General features: G+C 67.1%; 22 protein-coding genes and 1 pseudogene. 9 read left to right on the top strand and 14 right to left on the bottom strand.

Annotated features, from left to right (window positions below):
* The first annotated feature begins 30 nt into the window (after positions 1-30).
* Positions 31-1,014, top strand: coding sequence for a hypothetical protein (locus LE197_RS28840; protein WP_003114660.1), 984 nt, complete (start codon positions 31-33; stop codon positions 1,012-1,014).
* Between the two features lie 7 nt (positions 1,015-1,021).
* Here the strand turns inward: LE197_RS28840 and LE197_RS28835 are convergent, their stop codons facing one another.
* Positions 1,022-2,149, bottom strand: coding sequence for an aminopeptidase (locus LE197_RS28835; protein WP_003118564.1), 1,128 nt, complete (start codon positions 2,147-2,149; stop codon positions 1,022-1,024).
* A gap of 91 nt (positions 2,150-2,240) precedes the next feature.
* Here LE197_RS28835 and LE197_RS28830 point away from each other — a divergent pair, with 91 nt between their 5' ends.
* Together LE197_RS28830 and LE197_RS28825 are read left to right on the top strand one after the other, a co-directional pair.
* Entirely contained in the window at positions 2,241-2,657 is a 417-nt protein-coding gene (locus LE197_RS28830) for a hypothetical protein (RefSeq protein ID WP_003083614.1), read from the top strand.
* 56 nt (positions 2,658-2,713) lie between these two features.
* The gene (locus LE197_RS28825; protein ID WP_003083612.1) at positions 2,714-3,151 is read left to right on the top strand and encodes a hypothetical protein; all 438 of its coding nucleotides are present in this window, start codon (positions 2,714-2,716) and stop codon (positions 3,149-3,151) included.
* Positions 3,152-3,162: 11 nt separating this feature from the next.
* Here LE197_RS28825 and LE197_RS28820 read toward each other — a convergent pair whose 3' ends face one another.
* From LE197_RS28820 to LE197_RS28805, 4 genes are all read right to left on the bottom strand, one after another.
* Complete coding sequence (locus LE197_RS28820; RefSeq protein WP_003083610.1) at positions 3,163-3,396, bottom strand: DUF1161 domain-containing protein; 234 nt, start codon at positions 3,394-3,396, stop codon at positions 3,163-3,165.
* A 110-nt stretch (positions 3,397-3,506) separates the two neighbouring features.
* Positions 3,507-3,962 carry an OsmC family protein gene (locus LE197_RS28815; RefSeq protein ID WP_003118563.1) on the bottom strand — a complete coding sequence of 152 codons (456 nt, stop codon included), beginning with the start codon at positions 3,960-3,962 and terminating at the stop codon, positions 3,507-3,509.
* 83 nt (positions 3,963-4,045) lie between these two features.
* A complete protein-coding gene (gene dsbM, locus LE197_RS28810; RefSeq protein ID WP_057386730.1) occupies positions 4,046-4,750 on the bottom strand; it encodes a disulfide reductase DsbM in 705 nt (234 codons plus the stop codon).
* A 62-nt stretch (positions 4,751-4,812) separates the two neighbouring features.
* On the bottom strand, positions 4,813-5,700 hold the full coding sequence (locus LE197_RS28805) for an MBL fold metallo-hydrolase (RefSeq protein ID WP_003083599.1): 888 nt from the start codon (positions 5,698-5,700) through the stop codon (positions 4,813-4,815).
* A gap of 107 nt (positions 5,701-5,807) precedes the next feature.
* Between LE197_RS28805 and osaR the strand changes: the two genes are divergently transcribed.
* The 3 genes from osaR to LE197_RS28790 all read left to right on the top strand — a co-directional run bounded on the left by osaR (position 5,808) and on the right by LE197_RS28790 (position 7,887).
* Positions 5,808-6,728 carry an oxidative stress response transcriptional regulator OsaR gene (gene osaR / locus LE197_RS28800; protein WP_003128174.1) on the top strand — a complete coding sequence of 307 codons (921 nt, stop codon included), beginning with the start codon at positions 5,808-5,810 and terminating at the stop codon, positions 6,726-6,728.
* A gap of 65 nt (positions 6,729-6,793) precedes the next feature.
* Entirely contained in the window at positions 6,794-7,300 is a 507-nt protein-coding gene (locus tag LE197_RS28795; protein ID WP_003083593.1) for a DUF1993 family protein, read from the top strand.
* 38 nt (positions 7,301-7,338) lie between these two features.
* Entirely contained in the window at positions 7,339-7,887 is a 549-nt protein-coding gene (locus LE197_RS28790; RefSeq protein WP_003111523.1) for an RNA 2'-phosphotransferase, read from the top strand.
* 16 nt (positions 7,888-7,903) lie between these two features.
* Here LE197_RS28790 and LE197_RS28785 read toward each other — a convergent pair whose 3' ends face one another.
* The gene (locus LE197_RS28785) at positions 7,904-8,374 is read right to left on the bottom strand and encodes a type II toxin-antitoxin system death-on-curing family toxin (protein ID WP_003111524.1); all 471 of its coding nucleotides are present in this window, start codon (positions 8,372-8,374) and stop codon (positions 7,904-7,906) included.
* A gap of 2 nt (positions 8,375-8,376) precedes the next feature.
* The gene (locus LE197_RS28780) at positions 8,377-8,547 is read right to left on the bottom strand and encodes a hypothetical protein (protein WP_003111525.1); all 171 of its coding nucleotides are present in this window, start codon (positions 8,545-8,547) and stop codon (positions 8,377-8,379) included.
* Positions 8,548-8,813: 266 nt separating this feature from the next.
* On the opposite strand from LE197_RS28780, the gene LE197_RS28775 reads away from it, so the two are divergent.
* On the top strand, positions 8,814-9,242 hold the full coding sequence (locus LE197_RS28775; RefSeq protein WP_226033777.1) for a cupin domain-containing protein: 429 nt from the start codon (positions 8,814-8,816) through the stop codon (positions 9,240-9,242).
* Positions 9,243-9,294: 52 nt separating this feature from the next.
* Here the strand turns inward: LE197_RS28775 and asnB are convergent, their stop codons facing one another.
* From asnB to LE197_RS28760, 3 genes and pseudogenes are all read right to left on the bottom strand, one after another.
* Positions 9,295-11,127 carry an asparagine synthase (glutamine-hydrolyzing) gene (gene asnB / locus LE197_RS28770; protein ID WP_057386728.1) on the bottom strand — a complete coding sequence of 611 codons (1,833 nt, stop codon included), beginning with the start codon at positions 11,125-11,127 and terminating at the stop codon, positions 9,295-9,297.
* 625 nt (positions 11,128-11,752) lie between these two features.
* A complete protein-coding gene (locus LE197_RS28765; protein WP_003083584.1) occupies positions 11,753-11,890 on the bottom strand; it encodes a PA0050 family protein in 138 nt (45 codons plus the stop codon).
* Between the two features lie 61 nt (positions 11,891-11,951).
* A pseudogene (locus LE197_RS28760) lies at positions 11,952-12,091 on the bottom strand (PA0050 family protein).
* Between the two features lie 609 nt (positions 12,092-12,700).
* Here LE197_RS28760 and LE197_RS28755 point away from each other — a divergent pair.
* Both LE197_RS28755 and LE197_RS28750 read left to right on the top strand, forming a co-directional pair.
* Positions 12,701-14,362 carry a hypothetical protein gene (locus LE197_RS28755; RefSeq protein ID WP_003118561.1) on the top strand — a complete coding sequence of 554 codons (1,662 nt, stop codon included), beginning with the start codon at positions 12,701-12,703 and terminating at the stop codon, positions 14,360-14,362.
* A gap of 281 nt (positions 14,363-14,643) precedes the next feature.
* Positions 14,644-15,027, top strand: a complete 384-nt coding sequence (locus LE197_RS28750; RefSeq protein ID WP_003104304.1) for a helix-turn-helix domain-containing protein — start codon at positions 14,644-14,646, stop codon at positions 15,025-15,027.
* 14 nt (positions 15,028-15,041) lie between these two features.
* On the opposite strand, the gene LE197_RS28745 is transcribed toward LE197_RS28750, so the two are convergent.
* The 4 genes from LE197_RS28745 to exoT all read right to left on the bottom strand — a co-directional run bounded on the left by LE197_RS28745 (position 15,042) and on the right by exoT (position 18,643).
* Positions 15,042-15,707, bottom strand: a complete 666-nt coding sequence (locus LE197_RS28745) for a DUF799 domain-containing protein (RefSeq protein ID WP_003083573.1) — start codon at positions 15,705-15,707, stop codon at positions 15,042-15,044.
* On the bottom strand, positions 15,704-16,057 hold the full coding sequence (locus LE197_RS28740) for a DUF4810 domain-containing protein (RefSeq protein ID WP_003083569.1): 354 nt from the start codon (positions 16,055-16,057) through the stop codon (positions 15,704-15,706). The genes LE197_RS28745 and LE197_RS28740 overlap by 4 nt, the downstream gene beginning before the upstream one ends.
* Before the next feature lie 30 nt (positions 16,058-16,087).
* Positions 16,088-16,774: a CsgG/HfaB family protein gene (locus tag LE197_RS28735; RefSeq protein ID WP_003111706.1), complete on the bottom strand. Its 687-nt coding sequence runs from the start codon at positions 16,772-16,774 to the stop codon at positions 16,088-16,090.
* Positions 16,775-17,269: 495 nt separating this feature from the next.
* The gene (exoT, locus tag LE197_RS28730; RefSeq protein ID WP_033937956.1) at positions 17,270-18,643 is read right to left on the bottom strand and encodes a T3SS effector bifunctional cytotoxin exoenzyme T; all 1,374 of its coding nucleotides are present in this window, start codon (positions 18,641-18,643) and stop codon (positions 17,270-17,272) included.
* Positions 18,644-18,751 lie beyond the last annotated feature (108 nt).

Genomic DNA, 18,751 nt, shown 5'->3' with positions numbered 1-18,751 from the left:
CATGCTCCGTTTCAGACAAGGACGCCTGACATGACCGACAACCCCTTCGCCACCCCCACCGCCCCGGTGCAGCCGCCGGCCAGAGAGGTGCCCGCCACCACCCAGCCCTATGCGTTCATCGCGGTGCTGGCGCTGGTCACCTGCCTGTCCTTCGCCGTAAGCCTGGGCATCCAGTGGTACAACGACATTGGCGAGATCCGCCAGCGTTTCTCCGAGCACCTGCAACTGATGGCGCCGCACTGGTTCACCGGCCTGGTGTTCTACGCGGCGGCCAACCTGCTGGTGCTGCATGCCTACCGCGAGAAGCGGCAGCTCGTCGAGTTCCGCCCGCTGGCGCTGCTGCTGATCGGCTACGGTCTGCTCAACCTGGTCTGCGGCATGCTCGCCGGGATCGGCCTGGCACCGCTGACGCTGCCGTTCTACCAGTGGGTGACGGCGCAATCCAGCTACGGCGTCTGGCTGATGGCGTTCAACGAAGCGATGAGCTGGGTCTACCTGCTCCTGGGCAGCCTGCTGCCGTTGGGGCTGGTGCTGCTCGGCAGCCGGGTGAACTCGCCGCGCCTGGCCGAAGGGGAAGAAGCCCGCGTCGCTGCCTGGCAGGTCGCCCTGGGCGCCGCGCTGTGTTTCGCCACGCTGTGTTTCAAGCTGATGCAGTTCCTTCCCTACGCCCTGCTGCGCTACGACGAGCCTTGGCTATACGGCCTGTACCTGAGCGGCGTGGCGTTGCCCGCGGCGCTGCTCTTCGGCGCCGTCTGCACGCGCCTGCCGGCGCGCCTGCAACGCTTCGCCGCCGGCCGCGCGCTGCTGCTCGCGGTGGTCGCCATGCTGCTCTGGAGCGTCGCGCTGCTGGCGGTCGGCGGGGGGCTGGCGCTGCTGATGATCCTCGGCCTGGCGCCCGCTGGCATCGGCTATACGCTGCTGGTGGCGCTGCTCGGCGTCGGCCTGTTGGCGCTGCTCTGGCCGATCGGCCGGCTGGCCACGCGCTGGTGCTACGCCGACCAACTCGCCGCCTGAGCAGGCGTCAGGGCGCTGCGGCGGCCAGCCGCTGCAACGCCGCCTGGCGCTCCGCCAGGGGGAGCTGGCCAAGGGCACGGACCCGCGCATAGAACGCCGGCCAGTTGCCGCCGACCTGGCGGAACAGCACGGCGAACGCCGCCACCCATTGGTCGTAGAGGCCGAAGGGAAGCAGCTTGGCATTGTTGAACGGCGCGTCGATCCAGGCCTTGAACGGCGACTCGCCACCCCATTCGCGCTGGCTCAGCGCCGCGTACTCGCGGCGCAGGCGCTGGAATTCGGCAGCCTTGCCGGCACGCTTGGCGGCATCGTCCAACGGCCCGGCATAAAGTGCTTCGAGGCGCGCACGACTGGCCAGGACCAGCGCGGTGAACTGCTCGCGGCGCTTCTCCTCGCGGCCGTCCGCCGGCGGCAGTCCACGATACTCGCGCCACTGGCGGGTACCTTCCTGTTCGACGAAGGTGGCGAAGGATTCGTTGAAGGCGGTGTCGTCGCGCAGGTAGAACTTCTGGTGCGCCAGTTCGTGGAAGATCAAGGTCGCCAGCCGTTCGTCGTCCCAGCGCAGCATGCTGCTGAGGATCGGATCGTCGAACCAGCCGAGGGTCGAGTAGGCCTGCACCCCGCCGACGTAGACGTCGTCGCCGAGCGCCCGCTGGCGCGCCGCCTCGGCGCGCGCGGCGGCCTCGCTGTAGTAGCCGCGGTAGGCCACGCAGCCGGCGATGGGGAAGCAATGGGTGACCGGCTGCAGCGACAGCTCCGGGGTGGCGAACACGTTCCATACCACGTAGGGCCGGCCGATATCGGCGTACAGGCGATAGCTGCGGTTGTCCGGCAGGCCGAGGCGTTCGCTGGCGAATTGCCGGGCCTTTTCCGCCTTCGCCAGGCGTTCGCGCAAGCGCGCGTCGCGCTGCGGGTCGGCGATCACCGCGGCGGCCGGCTCGCGGGCGCGCAGCAGGGCGAACTGGCCGCTGGCCAGTTGCCCGTAGTAGGAGACGGTCGAGCAACCGCTCAGCGCCAACAGCGCCAGGCAGGGAACCCAACGGGGCAGTCGAAGGTCAGCAAGCGGATGGCGAAGGCGGCGTGGCATGGGCGGAACATAGCACAGCACGCGGACCGCCCGCCGCCCTACCAGCACCGGTCCGCGATCCGGCGAGGCGGAGGAACGCAAGGCGTTTTTCCAAGGCGCGACGGATGGCGGCCGGGTTAAAGGAGCTTCGGAGTCTTCTATGCGTACGCTGCTGCTTGCCGGTGGCCTGCTCGTCCTGAGCGGCTGCTCACTGCTGATGCCCACCCCCGACCCGAACCGCGCCTGGGTCGACCTCGATACCCAGCCCGACGCCGATCTCGCCGCCGTGGAAGTCGACGACAAGAGCTGGGACCGCACGCGCTACTTCGAGGTCGATCCCGGCACCCGCGAACTCACGGTGCGCTACCAGTTCACCGTCGACCCGACCAACATCGGCCCCGTGGACAGCCCGCTCTGGCGCGATTGCCAGCTCAACCTCAAGTTCAAGGACTTCAGCGCCGGCCAGCGCTACCGCCTGGAGGCCGGGCACATCGGCTTCCGTCCCTGGGCGAAGCTCTACGACCAGGACAACAGGGAACTGGCGCGCGGCCGCGAGGGACGCTGCGCGAAGGTCTGAACGGCGCAAGGCGAGGGCGCTATGCTAGGAGCTGAACGCCCTCCGGAGCCCGCCCCATGCGTCCACTCACCCGTCTCGTCCCGCTCGCGCTGCTGCTCCTCGCCGGCTGCGCCGGACCGCTGCCGCAGCCGGACCCGCAGATGGCCTGGGTCGAGCTGCGCAGCGCGCCGGCCAACACCCTGCTGGCCGAGCGCCTGGACGGCGAGCGGTTGAGCGACGGGCGCTACTTCCAGGTCACTCCGGGACGCCATGTGCTGGAGGTGCGCTTCCAGTACGAACTCTATGGCGGTTCCGGCGGCGGGGGCGGCGGCTTCGGCGAGCCGGTGCAGATCAACTGCTACCAGCAGGTGGTCTATGACGGCTTCGAGGCGGGCCGGCGCTATCGCCTGGAGGTGCGCCCGCAATTGCGCAGGGCGCTGGCGCTACTGAGCGACGAGCGCGGCGAGGTGGTCGCCCGTTCGAACTTCCAGACCAGCCGCTGCCCGCCGTACTGAAACGCAGCGGCTCAGTCGTCGTTCTTCTGGTAGATGATCTTCTTGGTGCCGTTCTCGCAACTGCCGACCACCATGTTCGGGTCGCTGACTTCGTCGTTGCGCACGATCTCCAGGGTGTAGGAGGTCACCCCGGCCGACTGGATCTTGGTCTCGATCTCCGCCTTGAGTTCCTCGCACGGCTTCGGCGCGGCCAGCGCCGTGGCGCTGAACAGCAAGGCGGCAATCCCCAGCCCGATGGTTTTCATGACCCGTCACTCCTCGTCGATGCCTGGCAGCCGAGTGCTGCGCAGCGCATCCTGCCGCATTCGACTGCGGCAGGCCAGGGCCAGTTCGCCGGGCTGGGGAAGCGTTCCGCTCAGCCGTCGAGGCTGGCGTCCAGGCTGATCTTCGCGTTGAGCACCTTGGATACCGGGCAACCGGCCTTGGCCTTGTTGGCGATCTGCTCGAAGGTCTGCGCGTCCGCCCCCGGCACGCGCGCCCTGAGCACCAGGTGCACGGCAGTGATGGCGAAACCGTCGGACTGCTTGTCGAGGGTGACCTCGGCGCGGGTCTCGATACGTTCGGCGGTCAGGCCGGCCTCGCCGAGCATCATCGACAGGGCCATGCTGAAGCAGCCGGCGTGGGCCGCGCCGATCAGCTCTTCCGGGTTGGTTCCCGGTGCGCCCTCGAAGCGGGTATTGAAGCCATAGGGGTTGTCCTTGAGCGCGCCGCTTTCAGTGGAAAGGGTGCCCTTGCCGTCTTTCAGGCCGCCTTGCCAGACCGCCGATGCCGTCTTCTTCATGTCGACTCCTCCGGAGCTGTGGATGGACATCCGCTCGCGTCGGCGAGCGGGCATGTCTACATGGGAGGACGACGCAGCCGGACAAGTTCAGTCCGCCTGCGCGGCGGCGGGATTCAGGCGCAACCGTCGATGCGGCAGAGCGGCGCCGCGGCCCCGCCCACGGCACCGCTGCCGCCGGCAAGGCGCAGCTGCGTTTCGAGGAAAGCCCGCCAGTCGTCCGGCTGGCCGAGGTAGCGCCCGGTGTCGAGCACCTGCAGGCGGCCGTCGCGCTCCAGGGCGAAGGTCGGGAAGCCAGCGGCGCCGAGACGGTTCATCAGCCGCCGACTGTCGGCGAAGTGCGCGCGCAGCGGCTCGCCGGCGCAGGCGTCGAACGCCTCGGCGAAGCCCTCGCCAAGCCCCAGTTCGGCACCCAGCTCGAGCAGCACCGGACGCTCGGCGATACGCCGGCCCTCGACGTAGTGGGCACGCTGGATCCGCGCCAGCATCGCCGCGCCGAGGCCGTCGAGCGCTTCGGCGGCAAGCACGGCGGCGGTCGGCGGGGCCGAGTCGAATACCGCGCTGGTGTCGCGCAGCAGGCCGTCGAAGTAGTCCTTACCGAACGGCTGGCCGGTCAGTTGGGCGATCCGCAGGTCATGGGGCATCACGTAGTGGCGCAGACCGGCGCCGACCGGCTGGCGGTTGGCATCGGTCATCATGCCGCCGCCATGCAGGCGTACGTCCAGACCTGTCACCTCGCGGGCGGCGGCGAGCAGCGGTGAGGCGCCGTAGCACCAGCCGCAGAGCGGATCGTAGAGGTAATGCAGGGTGAGGTCGTTCATCTCGGTCTCCACGAGACGCCCCGCAGGGGACGCCTCGATCAGCGGCTATCGGCGGGCGCGGCTCAGGGCCACTGCATCTCGCCCTTGAGCACCTTGGCGCTCAGCTCCAGGCCTTCCTCGCCCGGCAGGTTCGGGTAGCGGCGCTTCATCGCCTCGACCAGCGCGGCGGAATCCCTGGCCTTGGGCAGTTCGGCTTCCAGGGCCTTCAGGTAGTCACGGGTGAAGCGCACGCCGTCCAGGCCCTTCGGCTCCTCGCCGGTGAAATGGCCGGGCACCACGCGCCGCGGTTGCAGCGCCTCGATCCGGTCGAGCATCGCCACCCAGGCCTGGCGCGAGGCCTGGGTCTGGGTATCGGCGGTCCAGACGTGCGAACCGGATTCCACCAGCACGCCACCAACCACCGTCTTCAGCGACGGAATCCACAGCACCGTGCGGTCCGGGCTCGGCCCCTTCAGGTCGACCACCTTCAGGGCATGGCCTTCCAGCTTCAACTGGTCGCCCTTCAGCGGCTCCGGCACCACCAGCGACGTCGGCGCGTTGTCCTTGAGGATCGGCCCCCAGTAGGCCAGCTTGGCGTCCTTGGTCGCCTGGATGTGTGCGACGGTCTGCGCCGTCGCGAGGATCTTCGCCTCGGGGAAGGCGGCCTTCAGCACGTCGAGGCCGAAGTAGAAGTCCGGGTCGCCGTGGCTGATGTAGATAGTGCTGAGGGTCTTGCCGCTGGCCTGGATACGCTTGACCAGTTGCTCGGCGTCGGCGCGGGAGAACTGCGCGTCGATCAGCATCGCCTCGCGCTGGCCCACCAGCAGTTCCGAGGACACGGCGAAGATCGCCTTCTCGCCGGGGTTGTAGACCTCCAGCCGCAGCGGTTCGGCGCTGGCGGCGAAGACGCCGGCGGCACCCAGCAGGGCGGCGGCGGCGAACAGGGAACGAAGCAATCCATGGCGCGACATGAGCGGTTCTCCAGGCAGTGGGATCAGAGGCTTGCCATGTTAGTTGCTTGAAAGCGCGCAAAAATCCCCGCAATAATCACAGCTTTGTTGCATGGATCGAGCGAATCATGGACCGCCTGACCGCCACTCGCGTCTTCGTCGAAGTCATCGACAGCGGCAGCCAGACCGCCGCCGCCGAGCGTCTGGACATGTCCCGGGCGATGGTCTCGCGCTACCTCGCCGAGTTGGAGGAGTGGGTCGGCGCACGCCTGCTGCACCGCAGCACCCGCCGCCTGAGCCTGACCGACGCCGGCGCGGAGCTGTTGCCACAGTGCCGCGAGATGCTCGCCGTGGCCGACGCCATGCAGGCCACCGGCCAGACCCGCCGCGACAGCCCGCGCGGCACTCTGCGCATCACCAGCAGCCTGTCCTTCGCCCAGGCCTGGCTGACCCGTGCCGCCGCCGCCTTCGTCGAGCGCTACCCGGGCACCGCCATCGACCTGCAGGTCAACAGCCAGGTGGTCAACCTGGTGGAGGAGCGCATCGACCTGGCCCTGCGCATCGCCAACCAGCTCGACCCCAACCTGATCGCCCGCCGCCTCGGCGAATGCCGCTCGGTGATCTGCGCCGCGCCGGACTACCTGCGCGGCCACGGCACCCCGCGGCGCCCGGAGGACCTGGCGCTGCACAACTGCCTGACCTACTCCTACTTCGGCCGCAGTCTCTGGCAGTTCGAGCGCGACGGCGAGCCGACCAGCGTGCCGGTGGGTGGCAGTCTCAGCGCCAACGAATCCACCGTGCTGCTGGAGGCCGCCGCCGCCGGTGCCGGGATCAGCCAGCAGCCGCTGTACTCGGCAGCCCCGCTGATCCGTAGCGGACGCCTGGTGGCGCTGCTGCCGGAGTGGTCGCCGCAGGTGCTCGGCATCCACGCGGTGTACGCCTCGCGCCGGCAGATGCCGCCGGCGCTGCGGGCGCTGCTGGACTTCCTGGTCGAACGGATGGCGGCCGATCCGCACTGGGACGAGGCGGGCCCCCTGGCGCTGGCGTGAAAGCCGGGTAGACTGCTGGACGCGCCGCCTTCGACGCACCTTTATCCCCTGTCTGGAGCACGTCCATGTCCCTGTCGATCTACCAGGCTTCGATCCCGACCTTCCTGCGCACCCTCGGCAACCTCTCGGCGATCCTGAAGAAAGCCGCCGCCCACGCCGAAGCGAAGAACATCGATCCGCGCATCTTCATCGACGCCCGGCTGGCGCCGGACATGTTCCCCCTGGCGCGCCAGGTGCAGATCGCCAGCGACGCCGCCAAGGGCGCCGGCGCGCGGCTGGCCGGGCTGGAAGTGCCGAGCTACGCGGATACGGAAACCACCTTCGACGAACTCCAGGCACGCATCGCCCGCACCGTCGAGTTCCTCGAGGGCATCCGCGAGGAACAACTGGACGGCGCCGAAGAGCGCAACGTGACCCTCAAGGTGCGCGGCCAGGAGATCAGCTTCAACGGCCGCGACTTCCTCTTCGGCTTCGCCCTGCCCAACTTCTTCTTCCACGTCACCACCGCCTACGCCATCCTCCGCCACAACGGCGTCGAACTGGGCAAGATGGACTTCCTCGGCGGCGCCTGAGGTTCCCGCGCCGGGATGGCACGCACAAGGACCATGGAATGGATCGGAAAACCCTCGACGACACCAGCAAGTTCCTCAGCTATGTCCTTCGCCACCAGCCCGAGGCCATCGGCCTGACGCTGGACGGCGAAGGCTGGGCCGACATCGACGCCCTGATCGCCGGCGCGGCGCGGGACGGCCGCGCCCTCGACCGCATGCTGCTCGGCGCGGTGGTCGAGAACAACGACAAGAAGCGCTTCGCCCTCTCCGCCGATGGCCAGCGCATCCGCGCCGTGCAAGGCCACTCGCATGCCGCGGTGGCCATCGCCTACGCCCCCGCGGTCCCGCCCGCAGTGCTCTACCACGGCACCGCCAGCCGCTTCCTCGACTCCATCCGCGAGCGCGGCCTGGTTCCCGGCAGCCGCCACCACGTCCATCTCTCCGCCCGCCGCGCCACCGCCCTGGAAGTCGGCCGCCGCTACGGCAGCCCGGTTCTGCTGGAAATCGACGCGCGCGACATGCACCTGGCCGGGCACCTATTCCACCAGGCGGAGAACGGCGTCTGGCTGACCGAGCGGGTACCCGTGCGGTTCATCCGCGAGGCTTGAGAAGGCGTTCTACGGACTAACCAATGCCCAAGCGGGCGACCATTCGCTCGAAAGCGTCGCTGTCCGGCAGGTTGTAAGCGTCGAATGGTCTGTGCCAGTAGAACATCCAGTCTTCCAGGTCCTGAACGCTCGCTTCACGAGTCACGAGGGCGACCATGATGTCGACGAAGTCCTGAGCGGGCCCCGTCAGCTCTATGCCATTGAGCAGGAGGAAAACCGTAGCGGCCGCCGCCGCCGTGCGTTTGTTGCCATTGGCAAAGCAGTGGTTCATTGCCAAGCTTTCCGCAAAGACCGCAGCCAGCGTGATGATATCGTCGGTTCGAGCATAGTAACGATGGTTGGCTGGCCGTTGCTGTGCGGACTCCAACTCGTTCGGTTTGAGGACGCCTATCGGCTCGTCCGGAGTCTGGGCCAGGATGAGCAACTCATTGAGGCGAACGAGATCTGCAACGGAGAGATAGCGTATCCCTTGCTGGTCTTGCGACATGCTTAAACCTTGGCCAGCTCTTCGAAGGTTTTTTCGTAGCGTTCGAAGGCCAGGGCAAAGGCGTTCTCGACCTGCTTCTGATGTTCTCCCAAGGCCGGGCGCGCGCGCACGACCTCATCGCGAGGACGGGGAGGAATGACGAGTTTCTTCGATTTGCGCAGCGATCGCGACATATGTACCTCCAAGGATCCACTTCCCGGACCTGCCTGCCCCGGGCAGGGGACGAATATTCAGTGTTCAAGCATATACCAGTGCAGGCAGGGAACAGATGTCCTCTCGAAACCGGAAGCACTGGCAAGGCGCACCGCAACATGGCCTAGCAGCCTGCAGACGAGCCTCGAACGTTGATGGCCCGCTGCCGCCTAGCAGAAGCGGCAGTGGAGCAGGCGGTGAAAGCCGGCTTGACTGAGGAAAAATACCGACAAGCGCAGGACGCCCGATGGACCTTCGCCCCAGCCACGTGCATGTGTTCCCACCCAGCCGCGACCTCCCGGCCGCAACCAGTCCGCACCGCGAAACCCTGCTGCGCAGCGGCTGCGCCTGGAACGGCTCGCTCTACCTCGGCTATCCCCTTGGCCAGCCGCAGCTCACCGTGCAGCGCCTGAGCCTGGCCGCCCTCGAACGCCTGGACTGGCAGGTCCATCCGATGCCCAGCGCGCTTTACGTGCTCAAGGGCGAACTGCGCCTGGAGACCCGCGACGGAGCCCAGAGCACGCGGGTGCTGGAAGCCGAGGCGGCGGGTTGCCTGATGAACATCATCCATCGCCTGATAGCCGGGGCCGAACCGGTGGAAGCCCTGCTGTTCCATGCCGGCGTGGAAGGCATGCCGGTGGGGCTCGGCGAACGCGGCGAAATGCCCGACGCCTGAAGACGCCGGCGGGCCGGACAGCAGCCCGAACCCGCCACGCCCCGCGTCACGCTCAGGCGGAGAGCCCGTACAACCTGAGCCAGCCTTCCAGCGCCAGTGCGGTCTCCAGGTTGTGGCGGCTCACCTGGGTGTTGAAGTACCCCTCCGGATGCTCCAGTTCGGCGGCCAGGAACTCTCGCGAAACGATGCCGAACACCGGGTTCACCGCGTCCTCCAGCAGGCGCCGCACGCTCCCGCGCAGGAAACGCTCGTAGCCGAGGTTGGCAGAAGTCGGATAAGGGCTCTTGCGGCGCTTGAGCACGGCTTCCGGGACATAGTCGGCGCAGGCCCGCTTGAGCAGCCACTTCTCCTCGCCGTCCCGGCTCTTGATCGACCAGGGCACGTTGTAGACGTACTCCACCAGCTCATGGTCGGTGTAGGGCACCCGCACCTCCAGGCCGTTGCACATGCTCAGGCGATCCTTGCGTTCGAGCAGCAGCACCATCCAGCGCTTCAGATGCAGGTGGCTGAACTCGCGCATCCGCCGCTCCTCCGGGCTGTCGCCGGCCAGGTGTTCGACCTGGCGCAGCCCATCGTCGTAGCTGGCCTGCTGGTACTGGAGGAGATCGCAGCGGCGGTTGAAACCGGCGTCGATGAAGCCGGCCGGCAGGCGCACCCTGGAGGCCCAGGGGAAGCGCGCCGCAGCCACCGCCTGCGGATCGCGGAACCAGCCGTAGCCACCGAACAGCTCGTCGGCGCCTTCACCGGAGATGGCCACCGTGGAATGCCGGCGGATCTCGCAGAACATCAGGTGCAGCGAGGTATCCATGTCGCCGAAGGTGAAAGGTACGTCCTTGGCCCGGAATACCTCTTCGCGCGCTCGTTCGCAGACCAGTTCGGCATTGTCGATGAGCACGGTGCGATGACGGCTGCCGATGTACTGCGCGGCCAGCAGGGCGAACGGCTGGTCCTGGTCGGGACGCAGGTCGTCGCTGCGGAACTGCTCGGCCTGGCCGACGAAGTCCACCGAGAACGAATTGATGTCGCCGCCGTGCTCCGCCTTCGCGATGCGCTGGGCGATGCCGGTCAGGGCGGTCGAATCGAGCCCACCCGATAGCAGCGAACACACCGGAACGTCGGCGTGCAATTGCGCCCCCAGGGCGCGGGTGACCAGTTCGCGGGTGCGCTGCACGGTGCTCTGCAGGTCGTCGGCATGCTCCTGGCGGCGCACCTCCCAGTAGCGGCGCAACTTCGCCTGGGAATTGGGACGCCAGGACAGCAGGTGGCCGGGCAGCAGTTCCTGGACCTCGCGGAACGGCGTCTGCGAAGTGCCCCGGGACAGCGTCAGGAGGTCGACCAGGCCGACCGCGTCGAGCCTGGCGGCGAATTCCGGATGCGCCAGGATGGACTTGATCTCCGAGCCGAACAGCAGTCCCTCGCGGTGCCGCGCGTAATACAGCGGCTTGATGCCCAGGCGGTCGCGCACCAGCAGCAGGTGGCCGTCGCGGCCATCGAAGACGGCGAAGGCGAACATCCCGGTCAGGTACTCGCAACAACGCTCGCCCCATTGCAGATAGGCGTGCAGGACCACCTCGGTATCGCTGCGGGTGCGGAACTCATGTCCGGCCCGGCGCAACCGCTCGCGCAGGGCATCGTGGTTGTACACCTCGCCGGTGTAGACGAGGGTGACCTCCTGGCCGGTGGGGAAGCGATAGGACATCGGCTGCACGCCGCCGCTGAGGTCGATGACCGCCAGCCGCCGGTGAGCCAGCAGGGCGTTGCGGTGCTTCCAGATGCCCTCGGCATCCGGCCCGCGCAAGGCGAGCGTATCGGTCATGGCGAAGATCGCCGGAAATTCGTCGTCGAGCTTGCGCGTGTAATCCACCCAACCCGCGAGACCGCACATAGGGAAACTCCTCTAATTTATGTTTATCGGGAAACTCATCCAGAGAACATGCTGAAAACACCCGTGCGGCCGGACAGATTTCCGGCGTACGAATGCTTCGCCCAAGGCGGTCGATGTATGAACTTTTCGAGGACCTGAAGATAATCAGTTTCGGCAGGCCTGCGCCCAAGGAAGGCCAATGATAGAACAGGAAAAAACGTGGCCGAGTTAATTAATATCTATCTAAATCTGGTAGCTGTTTTTAAAAAAACAAAGGAAAAACAATAATCTACAAAATTAATGAAATATCCTGAAACATCATTACGCGGCTCTACAACCAGATATTACAGGGTCGTTCACGGCTCTTTCCAAAGACTTAGAAGGCCAATCCAATTAAACTTATAATTGCTTTACGGCAATCATATGAATAGCCAACTAAGCAAATGACTACAACAAACTCAGATCGTACAACTATTGAATATAAGAGTTGTCCATCGACGCTGATTTCGTGGCAACGTTCGACGCGACGATGGACGAGCGGGAAAAGTAGGGCGGCGCGGGGAATGGAGAATTAAAGAAGGCAACTTCGAGCGAGCGATCCATCCGGAAGCGGGCCCGCTGCACCGGGCCCGCCAGACGACCTACCTCAAGGGCATTCGCAGGTCGACGGACCGAACACCGGCCCGCTGCACGGGTCCTCGGACGGGCCGAAAACCGGGCACGCGGCCTGGGCGGTAAGAGAGAAGCCACAGAGCAGGAACACAGCCAACAGTACTTTCTTCATTTGCAACCTCCTGGTTGGTAATCGAACGCTCCCTGTCCCTGGTCGAGGGTACAGTCGGTCATCACGGGCACTCGCAGACGGTCGGTCCCAGCACCGGGCCCGCGCAGGGATCTTCCCCGGCCCGAGCACCGCGCAGTCCGCCTGCGCCGTCAGCGAGAACATCCACAGCAGCAGCGAAGCCGCCAGCATCTTCCTTTTCATCTGACCTCCTTGGTCGAAACAGCGATCAACGATCCGTGTCCTTCTCCGAAAACAAGGGCATTTGCCTGCAGAAGGACCGAACGCCCGTCCGCTCGCGGCGCACCGCAAGACTCGCCGGCGAGCCGCCGGACCCCGGAGAGCAAAGACCAGCCCGAGCGAACGCGCCAGTGCGGTGGATTGCCGCAGCGCCAGCGAAAGTACCGGGACAGGGGGCTTCGGCACCGGTTCGCCATCAACTTTTCCTATCCCCGGCGGCCACATAAATTCGTTGGACGCACCGCGCCGGCGCCTCCAAGAATGCCGCACGGGTGCGAAGTCCGGCCGTGCACCCACCGACGCCCCACAACAGCAAGAACAACGATCGGTGCATCCATGGCAAAGGACCTGACTTTCCCAGACGCCTCCGCGTCGTCCCGCAACCCTCCCTCCGCGCGCCTCCGTCTACCGGCGACACGCGCCCCCTAGCACCGCCCTCGCGTCCGCCACCGCAGCAACCCGCGACGCACCTTGCGTCGGTCCCGGCCCCCGCCGCCGGCGGGCGCCGCTCGCCCGCGCTCCGCCCGCCGCACCGATCGACCCATGAACCGAACAAGAACAGGAGTCCACCCGATGCGCTACGCCCCTCACGCAAGCCGATACTCCCTCTTCGCCCTGGCCGTCTCGGCAGCCCTGCTGCCCGGCGCCGGCTGGGCCGCCAACGGCGACCTCGCCGGCGCCCGCAAACCGCCCAGCGTCGCCTGCTCCTGGAACCGCGAGGCAGCGTTGTCCTACGAGGAGCGCCGGCTCGACACGCCGCTGCCGTTCAGCGGCGCCAACGTCGTCACCCATGACCAGACGCCGCTGGCCGAGCGCATCGTCAAGGGCGCCGGCTTCGACGGCTTCGAACCGGCCTTCGCCAAGCGCCTGTGCGCCGCCGACGGCCGCACCCCGGTCAGCAGCTACGCCAAGGCACTGAAGCTGGTCACCGAAGAGGGCCGCGCGCTGTGGCGCGCCGCCGTCGACCGGGCCCAGGGTCGCCGCGCCATTCCCGCCGGCGCGCTGCCGGCCAGCGATGACCGCATGCTCTACTGGACGCGCCTCTACATGACCCGCACCCTGCGCCAGTGGGCGCCATCCTTCCACCTCGGCAAGGCCCAGGCCCAGGCGCTGCAATGGCGCTTCGAACGCGCCTCGCGCGGACAGCTGGACATCGACCTGCCGCGCCGCTACGCCGCCGACGGCTCGCGCTACCGGCGGATGATCATCAGCGGCTTCGACGTCTTCACCCTGGGCACTCCCGGGACGGCGAACACCGGCCTGCGCAACGGCAACCCCTCGGGCGCCACCGCCCTTGCGCTGGACGGCCGCGAGTTCAGGCTGGCCGACGGCAGCCTGCTGCGTATCGAGGCCTACCTGTTGCCGGTCAGCTACGACCCGTTCAACCGCGGCATGCAGGAAGACACCCTGGGCCCCTGGTTCCGCCCAGGCCCGCGCCGGGTCGACGCCTCCATCACCATCAGCCAGGGCGGCGCCAACCAGTTCTGGCTGGAGGCCTGGAACGGCCGCTTCCACGGCTCCTCCGCCGGCAACGACGGCATCGTCTACTGCCCCGCCGACAGCGCTTTGCCCAACTACGTGCTTCCCCTGGGCAGCGTGACCAATCCCGGCACCGCGCCGATTTCCCTGCGGGGCTCCGGCTGCAATATCAACCCGCCGCGCCGCTGGCTCGGCTACGACAGCGCCAGCCGCTGGCGGCAGAACCTGCCGGCACAGTTCTCCAAGGCCTCGCTGCCGGTCCGCCAGTTGCTCGCCGCCGATACCTGGCGCGGCATCGAGCGGCCGCCGGGCGCTACCAGCCAGGCCGCGGAAGGCTTCGACGTCACCTGGCACACCAACTACGACTTCTTCCCCGATTGCGCCAACCCGCGCACCGAAAACGTGCCGACCAACGGGGTGATGAACGCCATGCCCGATCCCTCCCTGGTGCTCCCGCCGAACCGACGGATCTGCGCGCGCAACGGCGGTGGCGGCGACTACCTGTCCAACGAGAGCGCCTACCGCAACACGGTGCTGCGCGACGCGTTCCGCCTGGAGATTCCCGCCGGGCACATCCATGTCCCGGTGATGAACAACTACTACACCGGCGTACCGGCGAGCGGCGGCGGCGCGCGCAACGACAACGCCATCAGCGACGCCCGCTACGAGGCCTACCGCAGCGCCATCGTGGCGCAGACCCGGGCGCTGCTGGTGGGCGTCGGCAACGCCCTGGCGCAGGGGGCGCAAGCGGACTAGTCCTCGCCAGGCGCAAGGCCCTCGCGTCCTATCGCTTCGCCGCGGAGCCAAACTGCCGCCGACGTAGGCCAACGGGACGGTAGCCCGTCGCTTCAGCCTCTACTGAATCGAAAAAGGCGGCACGCGGGGAAACCTCGGACTCACGACCCGGAGCTTTCCCAGGCCCGCGCCGGAACGGTAGGGCAGAGTCAAAGAGTGCGAACGCCGATGATGGAGACAACCGCCATCGCCCGCATCACCGGGGCGGTGGCAAGGATTTCCCCTGACTTGGAGAGTTTTCCATGAGCTTCGCGCAGAATCTCCTACGCCTACGCCAGCAGAACGCCCTGACCCAACGGCAGATGGCCGAGCGATTGGGCGTCACCGTGAGCCAGTTGCGGCACTTCGAAACCAAGGGCGGGCACCCGTCGCTGGTGGTGCTGCAAACCATCGCCGGACGTTTCGCGGTGCCCCTCGACTGGCTGGTCTGCGAGCGCAGCGAGCGGCAGGCGCTACCGGAAGACCTGCGCCTGCAGTTCGAGGCCATCGGCCGCCTGCGGCTGGACGAGCGGCGCGCCATCCGGGCGTTGCTCGACGACCTGATCCGCCAGTACATGGCCAAGCGCAACGCAGCGGCCAAGCCCCTCCCGGCGGCTTGCGCCGAGGCCACGGAGACGTCCCCGTAGCCCTGGCGCACGGCTCAGTCGCTGCCGTACCTCGGCGAGCGCGGGCCGTACAACAGTCCGCCCGGCTGGCCGGCCGAGAGCAGGCGCGCACTGGTCATCCCGGCGATCGGATAACCGGCGTCCTCCACCGAACTGTTGATGATCTGCTTGACCGCCGCGGTGATCAGCATGCCCACCAGGCCGCCGTTGTTGCCGCCGTTGCCTTCCTCGCTGGAGGCGGTCGCCGAGCCGGTCCACAGGGTGGTGCCGGATCGCAGGTCGACCAGCTTGGCGCTGGCGGTGACGATGGTCGCGCTGCTGATCACCATGTAGCGCGTGCCGTAGTCGCTCACCGTGACGTACAGCGCCGCGTCGGCGCCATAGATCTCGCGCAGCTTGGCCGGGGACACCTGGTGCACGTCGCCGGCGCTGGTCAGGCCGTTCTGGCGGAAGGTCTCGTCGGCCAGCGCCACCGGCACCACGTAGTAGCCGGCCTCGGCCAGCGGGAAGGTGACCTGCGAGAGCATGCTGTAGGTCGCCTTCACGTCGGGCGACTCGTTCAGCGGCGGCAGGACCAGGATCGAGCGCGGCTTGGCCTGCTTGAACGCCGAGTAATCGACGCTCTTGGTCGGCGCGCAGCCGCCGAGCAGGGCCAGCAGGGTGAAACCGGCCACCAGGCCGGACAGTCGGGCGAGTTTCAACGGGCACCTCCACGGGCGTTGTTCAGGAGGAAGTCCATGTAGGTCGCCGACTCGGGAAACAGCGCCTTCTCGGTCTCGAACTCGCGGACCATCTGGTCGTCCTTGCCGATGCTGGAATAGAGCAGCCCCAGCTGGGCGTGGTAGCCCGGCGGCACCGCGCCGTTCTTCGCCCGGATCTTCTCGAGGTCGGCTTCCAGCGCCTGCGCCTGGGCCTCCTTGGATTCACCCTTGAAGTATTCGTGGACCTGGGCCTGGTAGCCCTCCCACTGGTACAGCGTCTTCGGTCCGCTGCACCCGGCCAGCGCCATGCTCCCCAGCAGCGCCGCCGTCCATGTGATCGTCTTGCTCATGTGTGCCGTGATTCCCTGGTTTCTGGTGGATTATTGGTTCTGTGGCTTCCAGGCGCCGCTATCGACCGCGTTGACCAACTTGTTCACCGCCTCGCGCATGGCCAGGTCGAGAACCTTGCCGTTGAGGGTCGAGTCGTAGCTGGCGGTGCCGCCGAAGCCGATCACCTCGCGGTTGGACAGGGCGTACTCGCCAGCGCCCTGGGTCGAATAGACGACCTCCGAGGTAGAGATGTTGACGATGTTCAGCGCCACCTTGGCGTAGGCGATCTGCGACTTGCCGCGGCCGAGGATGCCGAACAGCTGGCGGTCGCCGACTTCCTTGCGGCCGAACTCGGTGACGTCGCCGGTCACCACGTAGTCGGCACCCTTCAGGCGCTGGGCCTGGCCCTTGATCGCCGCTTCCTGCTGGATCTCGCTCATGTTGTCGCGGTCCAGCACGTTGAAGCGATTGGTCTGCTGCAGGTGGGTGATGAGAATGGTCTTGGCCTGGCCGCCGAGGCGGTCGACGCCATCGGAAAAGATCCCGCGCATGTAGCTGGAGCGGTTGTCGAACTTGCCTACCGCAATCGGCGAACGCACGCCGCTGTAGGGTCGGTTGACGCTCTCGACCTGCTGTACCGGCAACGCGGTGGAGGTCTCGGTGGCGCAGCCCGCCAGGCCGGCCAGGGTGGCGACGGCGAGGAGCGGCAGTAGTGCTTTCTTGGCGCTGTGACTCATGGGGTTCTCCTGGAAAAAAACGCTATCGACGCGGAGCGGCTTCTAGCCGACCCGTGTGCGGAAAAGAGGGCGTAGTGAAAATCGAGGAAGGCCAGGCGGCACGGCGGCGCGCCAAGGCGAGGGGCGAAATGGGGTGGCCACGATTTCTTTCCTTGAAATACGAATGCGTCGATCAACCGGCGCTCCCGGCCGGCCTTGGAAATCCGAAACAATCGTGCGGGAAGCGATGCACGAACCGTATGAGCCATCAATAGGCCATCTCGGTGGGCGGCAAAGTTACCACAGTTATTCCGATCGTTTCGTTATGCAGGAAGCATACTCGGAGAATTCTGACTGCGTCTCGTTCGCAGGATCGAGGTGGGACGCCGGGCACCGGTGTCCGCCACCAACCGGTGGCAGCCAGGCAGGCCTCCTTGCCGCCCATTGCGCCCGACGCTGTACGGCGCAAATGAAAACGGACACCCCTTGGGAGTGTCCGTCTCTGCCGTCGACCGGTCAGGCCAGGTCGAGGCCGCGCATTCTCAGGCGCAGGTCCTGTTCCTGGGGCTTGCCTGAACGATCCGTCCCGGTTGCCAGGTCCAGGGCATCGAGCAGTCCCTCGCCGTGGCCGCTCCGTTCCCCCAGCGTGGCCTCTTCGAGCACCCGACGGGTCACACCCTGCCCATCCTTGGCGCTGAGAAGCACGCGCATGTCGGTCCCCTTGTCGTAGAGGATCTCCTGCTCATCGCCCTCGATCGATATCTCGCTGACATCGATCCCGGATCTGCCGAACAGGGTGGTTATCGTGCCCTGGCCCGCGAAGCTCCTGGCAACGCTGGGGTCCCGGGAGGTGGAGAGATAGCCGGCGTCGTGGCCGACCTGGCCCTCTTTCACCGCCTCGAAGGCATCCCTGCCCTGGGTGCCGCGGAAGGTCTTCACGACCTGTTCAGCCGGTCCGCTCTTTTCGAACGCGGCAGACATGCCCCGGTCGATCAACGCCTGGCCCACATCCAGCTCCCGTCCCTGACGCAGGGAACGATTCAGGTGCTGGTACTCGCCGTTGGTATAAAGACCGAGCGCCATCACCTCGGCATCGCTGTACGGCCCGTCCGGGTGTTCGCCGAGGTACTGCTCCGCCTCCAGCCCGAAGTGCTCCACCAGGCCATCCGCCAGCGCCTTGTCGACAGGCTCGCCCTTTACCTCGCTCTCTACCGCGTGGCGCAACAGGGCGACCTTGTCCATTACCGCATGCAGTTGGACGGCGATTTCGCGCAGTTGCTCCGGGCTTGCGCTGAGTACATGCTGGCTGGCGGCACCGCCCGCGGTCCCCCACTGTTGCAGCGCGATCCCCCCAACGCTCTGTTCGAGCAGGCGGGCAGCCTGGGTACGGGAAGCCTCGATCCGGCTGCCATCGCGAATCCCGACCAGGGCGGTGGCCAGCGAGCGCAGGGCGCCGTCGCCGCTGGCCAGGCGCGTGTGATCCTTCGCCAGCCTCTCCGCTGTCAAAGTCGCCAGCTCGCTCGCCTTGCCAAGTCCGCCCAAGGTCAGGGGCAGTGCCTTTTGCAGCATCATCTGCTTGATCTCGGCGGCCGAGAGACTGGCGGCAGGCGGCGCGTCCTGACGGGAGAGCGGCGCCTGGGTGGAGGCGTGGGCACGGCTCCCCAGCAGTTTGCCCAGCCACTCGATGATCGCCACGAAGGGACGCGCGAGGGCGGCCCCCAGGCGGGAGAGCAGGCCCTCGCCCTTCGGTGCTTCCTGGCGCTGGGCCAGTTGTTGCGCCTCCCGGGGAGTGGCCACCTGGCGGGCCTCGACCTGTCCCAGGCGCCCGGCCACGGCCTGGCTCAACTCAGCCACGAAAGACGGGTTCTGCTGAGATGATTGAATATGCATGATGATTGACGTCTCCTGATGTTTCCCCGCCAGTCTAGGAACGAGGCGCCCCTCCGCCTATCAGGATTGGCCGTGGTTTTTTTACTGTTGGCGGCCGTCGGAGCACGC

It is taken from the genome of Pseudomonas sp. PS1(2021) (genome assembly GCF_020405165.1).
Classification (GTDB): Bacteria; Pseudomonadota; Gammaproteobacteria; order Pseudomonadales; family Pseudomonadaceae; genus Pseudomonas; species Pseudomonas aeruginosa.
Note: the sequence above shows the minus strand (reverse complement) of the source record. Positions and strands in the feature narration are given on the sequence as shown.

Coding starts and splice junctions, on each gene's coding strand:
- LE197_RS28740 (WP_003083569.1), bottom strand. CDS start 16,057: ATGAGCAAGACGATCACATGGACGGCGGCGCTGCTGGGGAGCATGGCG.
- LE197_RS28830 (WP_003083614.1), top strand. CDS start 2,241: ATGCGTACGCTGCTGCTTGCCGGTGGCCTGCTCGTCCTGAGCGGCTGC.
- exoT (WP_033937956.1), bottom strand. CDS start 18,643: ATGCATATTCAATCATCTCAGCAGAACCCGTCTTTCGTGGCTGAGTTG.
- LE197_RS28755 (WP_003118561.1), top strand. CDS start 12,701: ATGCGCTACGCCCCTCACGCAAGCCGATACTCCCTCTTCGCCCTGGCC.
- LE197_RS28840 (WP_003114660.1), top strand. CDS start 31: ATGACCGACAACCCCTTCGCCACCCCCACCGCCCCGGTGCAGCCGCCG.
- LE197_RS28805 (WP_003083599.1), bottom strand. CDS start 5,700: ATGTCGCGCCATGGATTGCTTCGTTCCCTGTTCGCCGCCGCCGCCCTG.
- osaR (WP_003128174.1), top strand. CDS start 5,808: ATGGACCGCCTGACCGCCACTCGCGTCTTCGTCGAAGTCATCGACAGC.
- LE197_RS28735 (WP_003111706.1), bottom strand. CDS start 16,774: ATGAGTCACAGCGCCAAGAAAGCACTACTGCCGCTCCTCGCCGTCGCC.
- LE197_RS28750 (WP_003104304.1), top strand. CDS start 14,644: ATGAGCTTCGCGCAGAATCTCCTACGCCTACGCCAGCAGAACGCCCTG.
- LE197_RS28765 (WP_003083584.1), bottom strand. CDS start 11,890: ATGAAGAAAGTACTGTTGGCTGTGTTCCTGCTCTGTGGCTTCTCTCTT.
- LE197_RS28790 (WP_003111523.1), top strand. CDS start 7,339: ATGGATCGGAAAACCCTCGACGACACCAGCAAGTTCCTCAGCTATGTC.
- LE197_RS28780 (WP_003111525.1), bottom strand. CDS start 8,547: ATGTCGCGATCGCTGCGCAAATCGAAGAAACTCGTCATTCCTCCCCGT.
- LE197_RS28775 (WP_226033777.1), top strand. CDS start 8,814: ATGGACCTTCGCCCCAGCCACGTGCATGTGTTCCCACCCAGCCGCGAC.
- dsbM (WP_057386730.1), bottom strand. CDS start 4,750: ATGAACGACCTCACCCTGCATTACCTCTACGATCCGCTCTGCGGCTGG.
- LE197_RS28825 (WP_003083612.1), top strand. CDS start 2,714: ATGCGTCCACTCACCCGTCTCGTCCCGCTCGCGCTGCTGCTCCTCGCC.
- LE197_RS28795 (WP_003083593.1), top strand. CDS start 6,794: ATGTCCCTGTCGATCTACCAGGCTTCGATCCCGACCTTCCTGCGCACC.
- asnB (WP_057386728.1), bottom strand. CDS start 11,127: ATGTGCGGTCTCGCGGGTTGGGTGGATTACACGCGCAAGCTCGACGAC.
- LE197_RS28820 (WP_003083610.1), bottom strand. CDS start 3,396: ATGAAAACCATCGGGCTGGGGATTGCCGCCTTGCTGTTCAGCGCCACG.
- LE197_RS28815 (WP_003118563.1), bottom strand. CDS start 3,962: ATGTCCATCCACAGCTCCGGAGGAGTCGACATGAAGAAGACGGCATCG.
- LE197_RS28785 (WP_003111524.1), bottom strand. CDS start 8,374: ATGTCGCAAGACCAGCAAGGGATACGCTATCTCTCCGTTGCAGATCTC.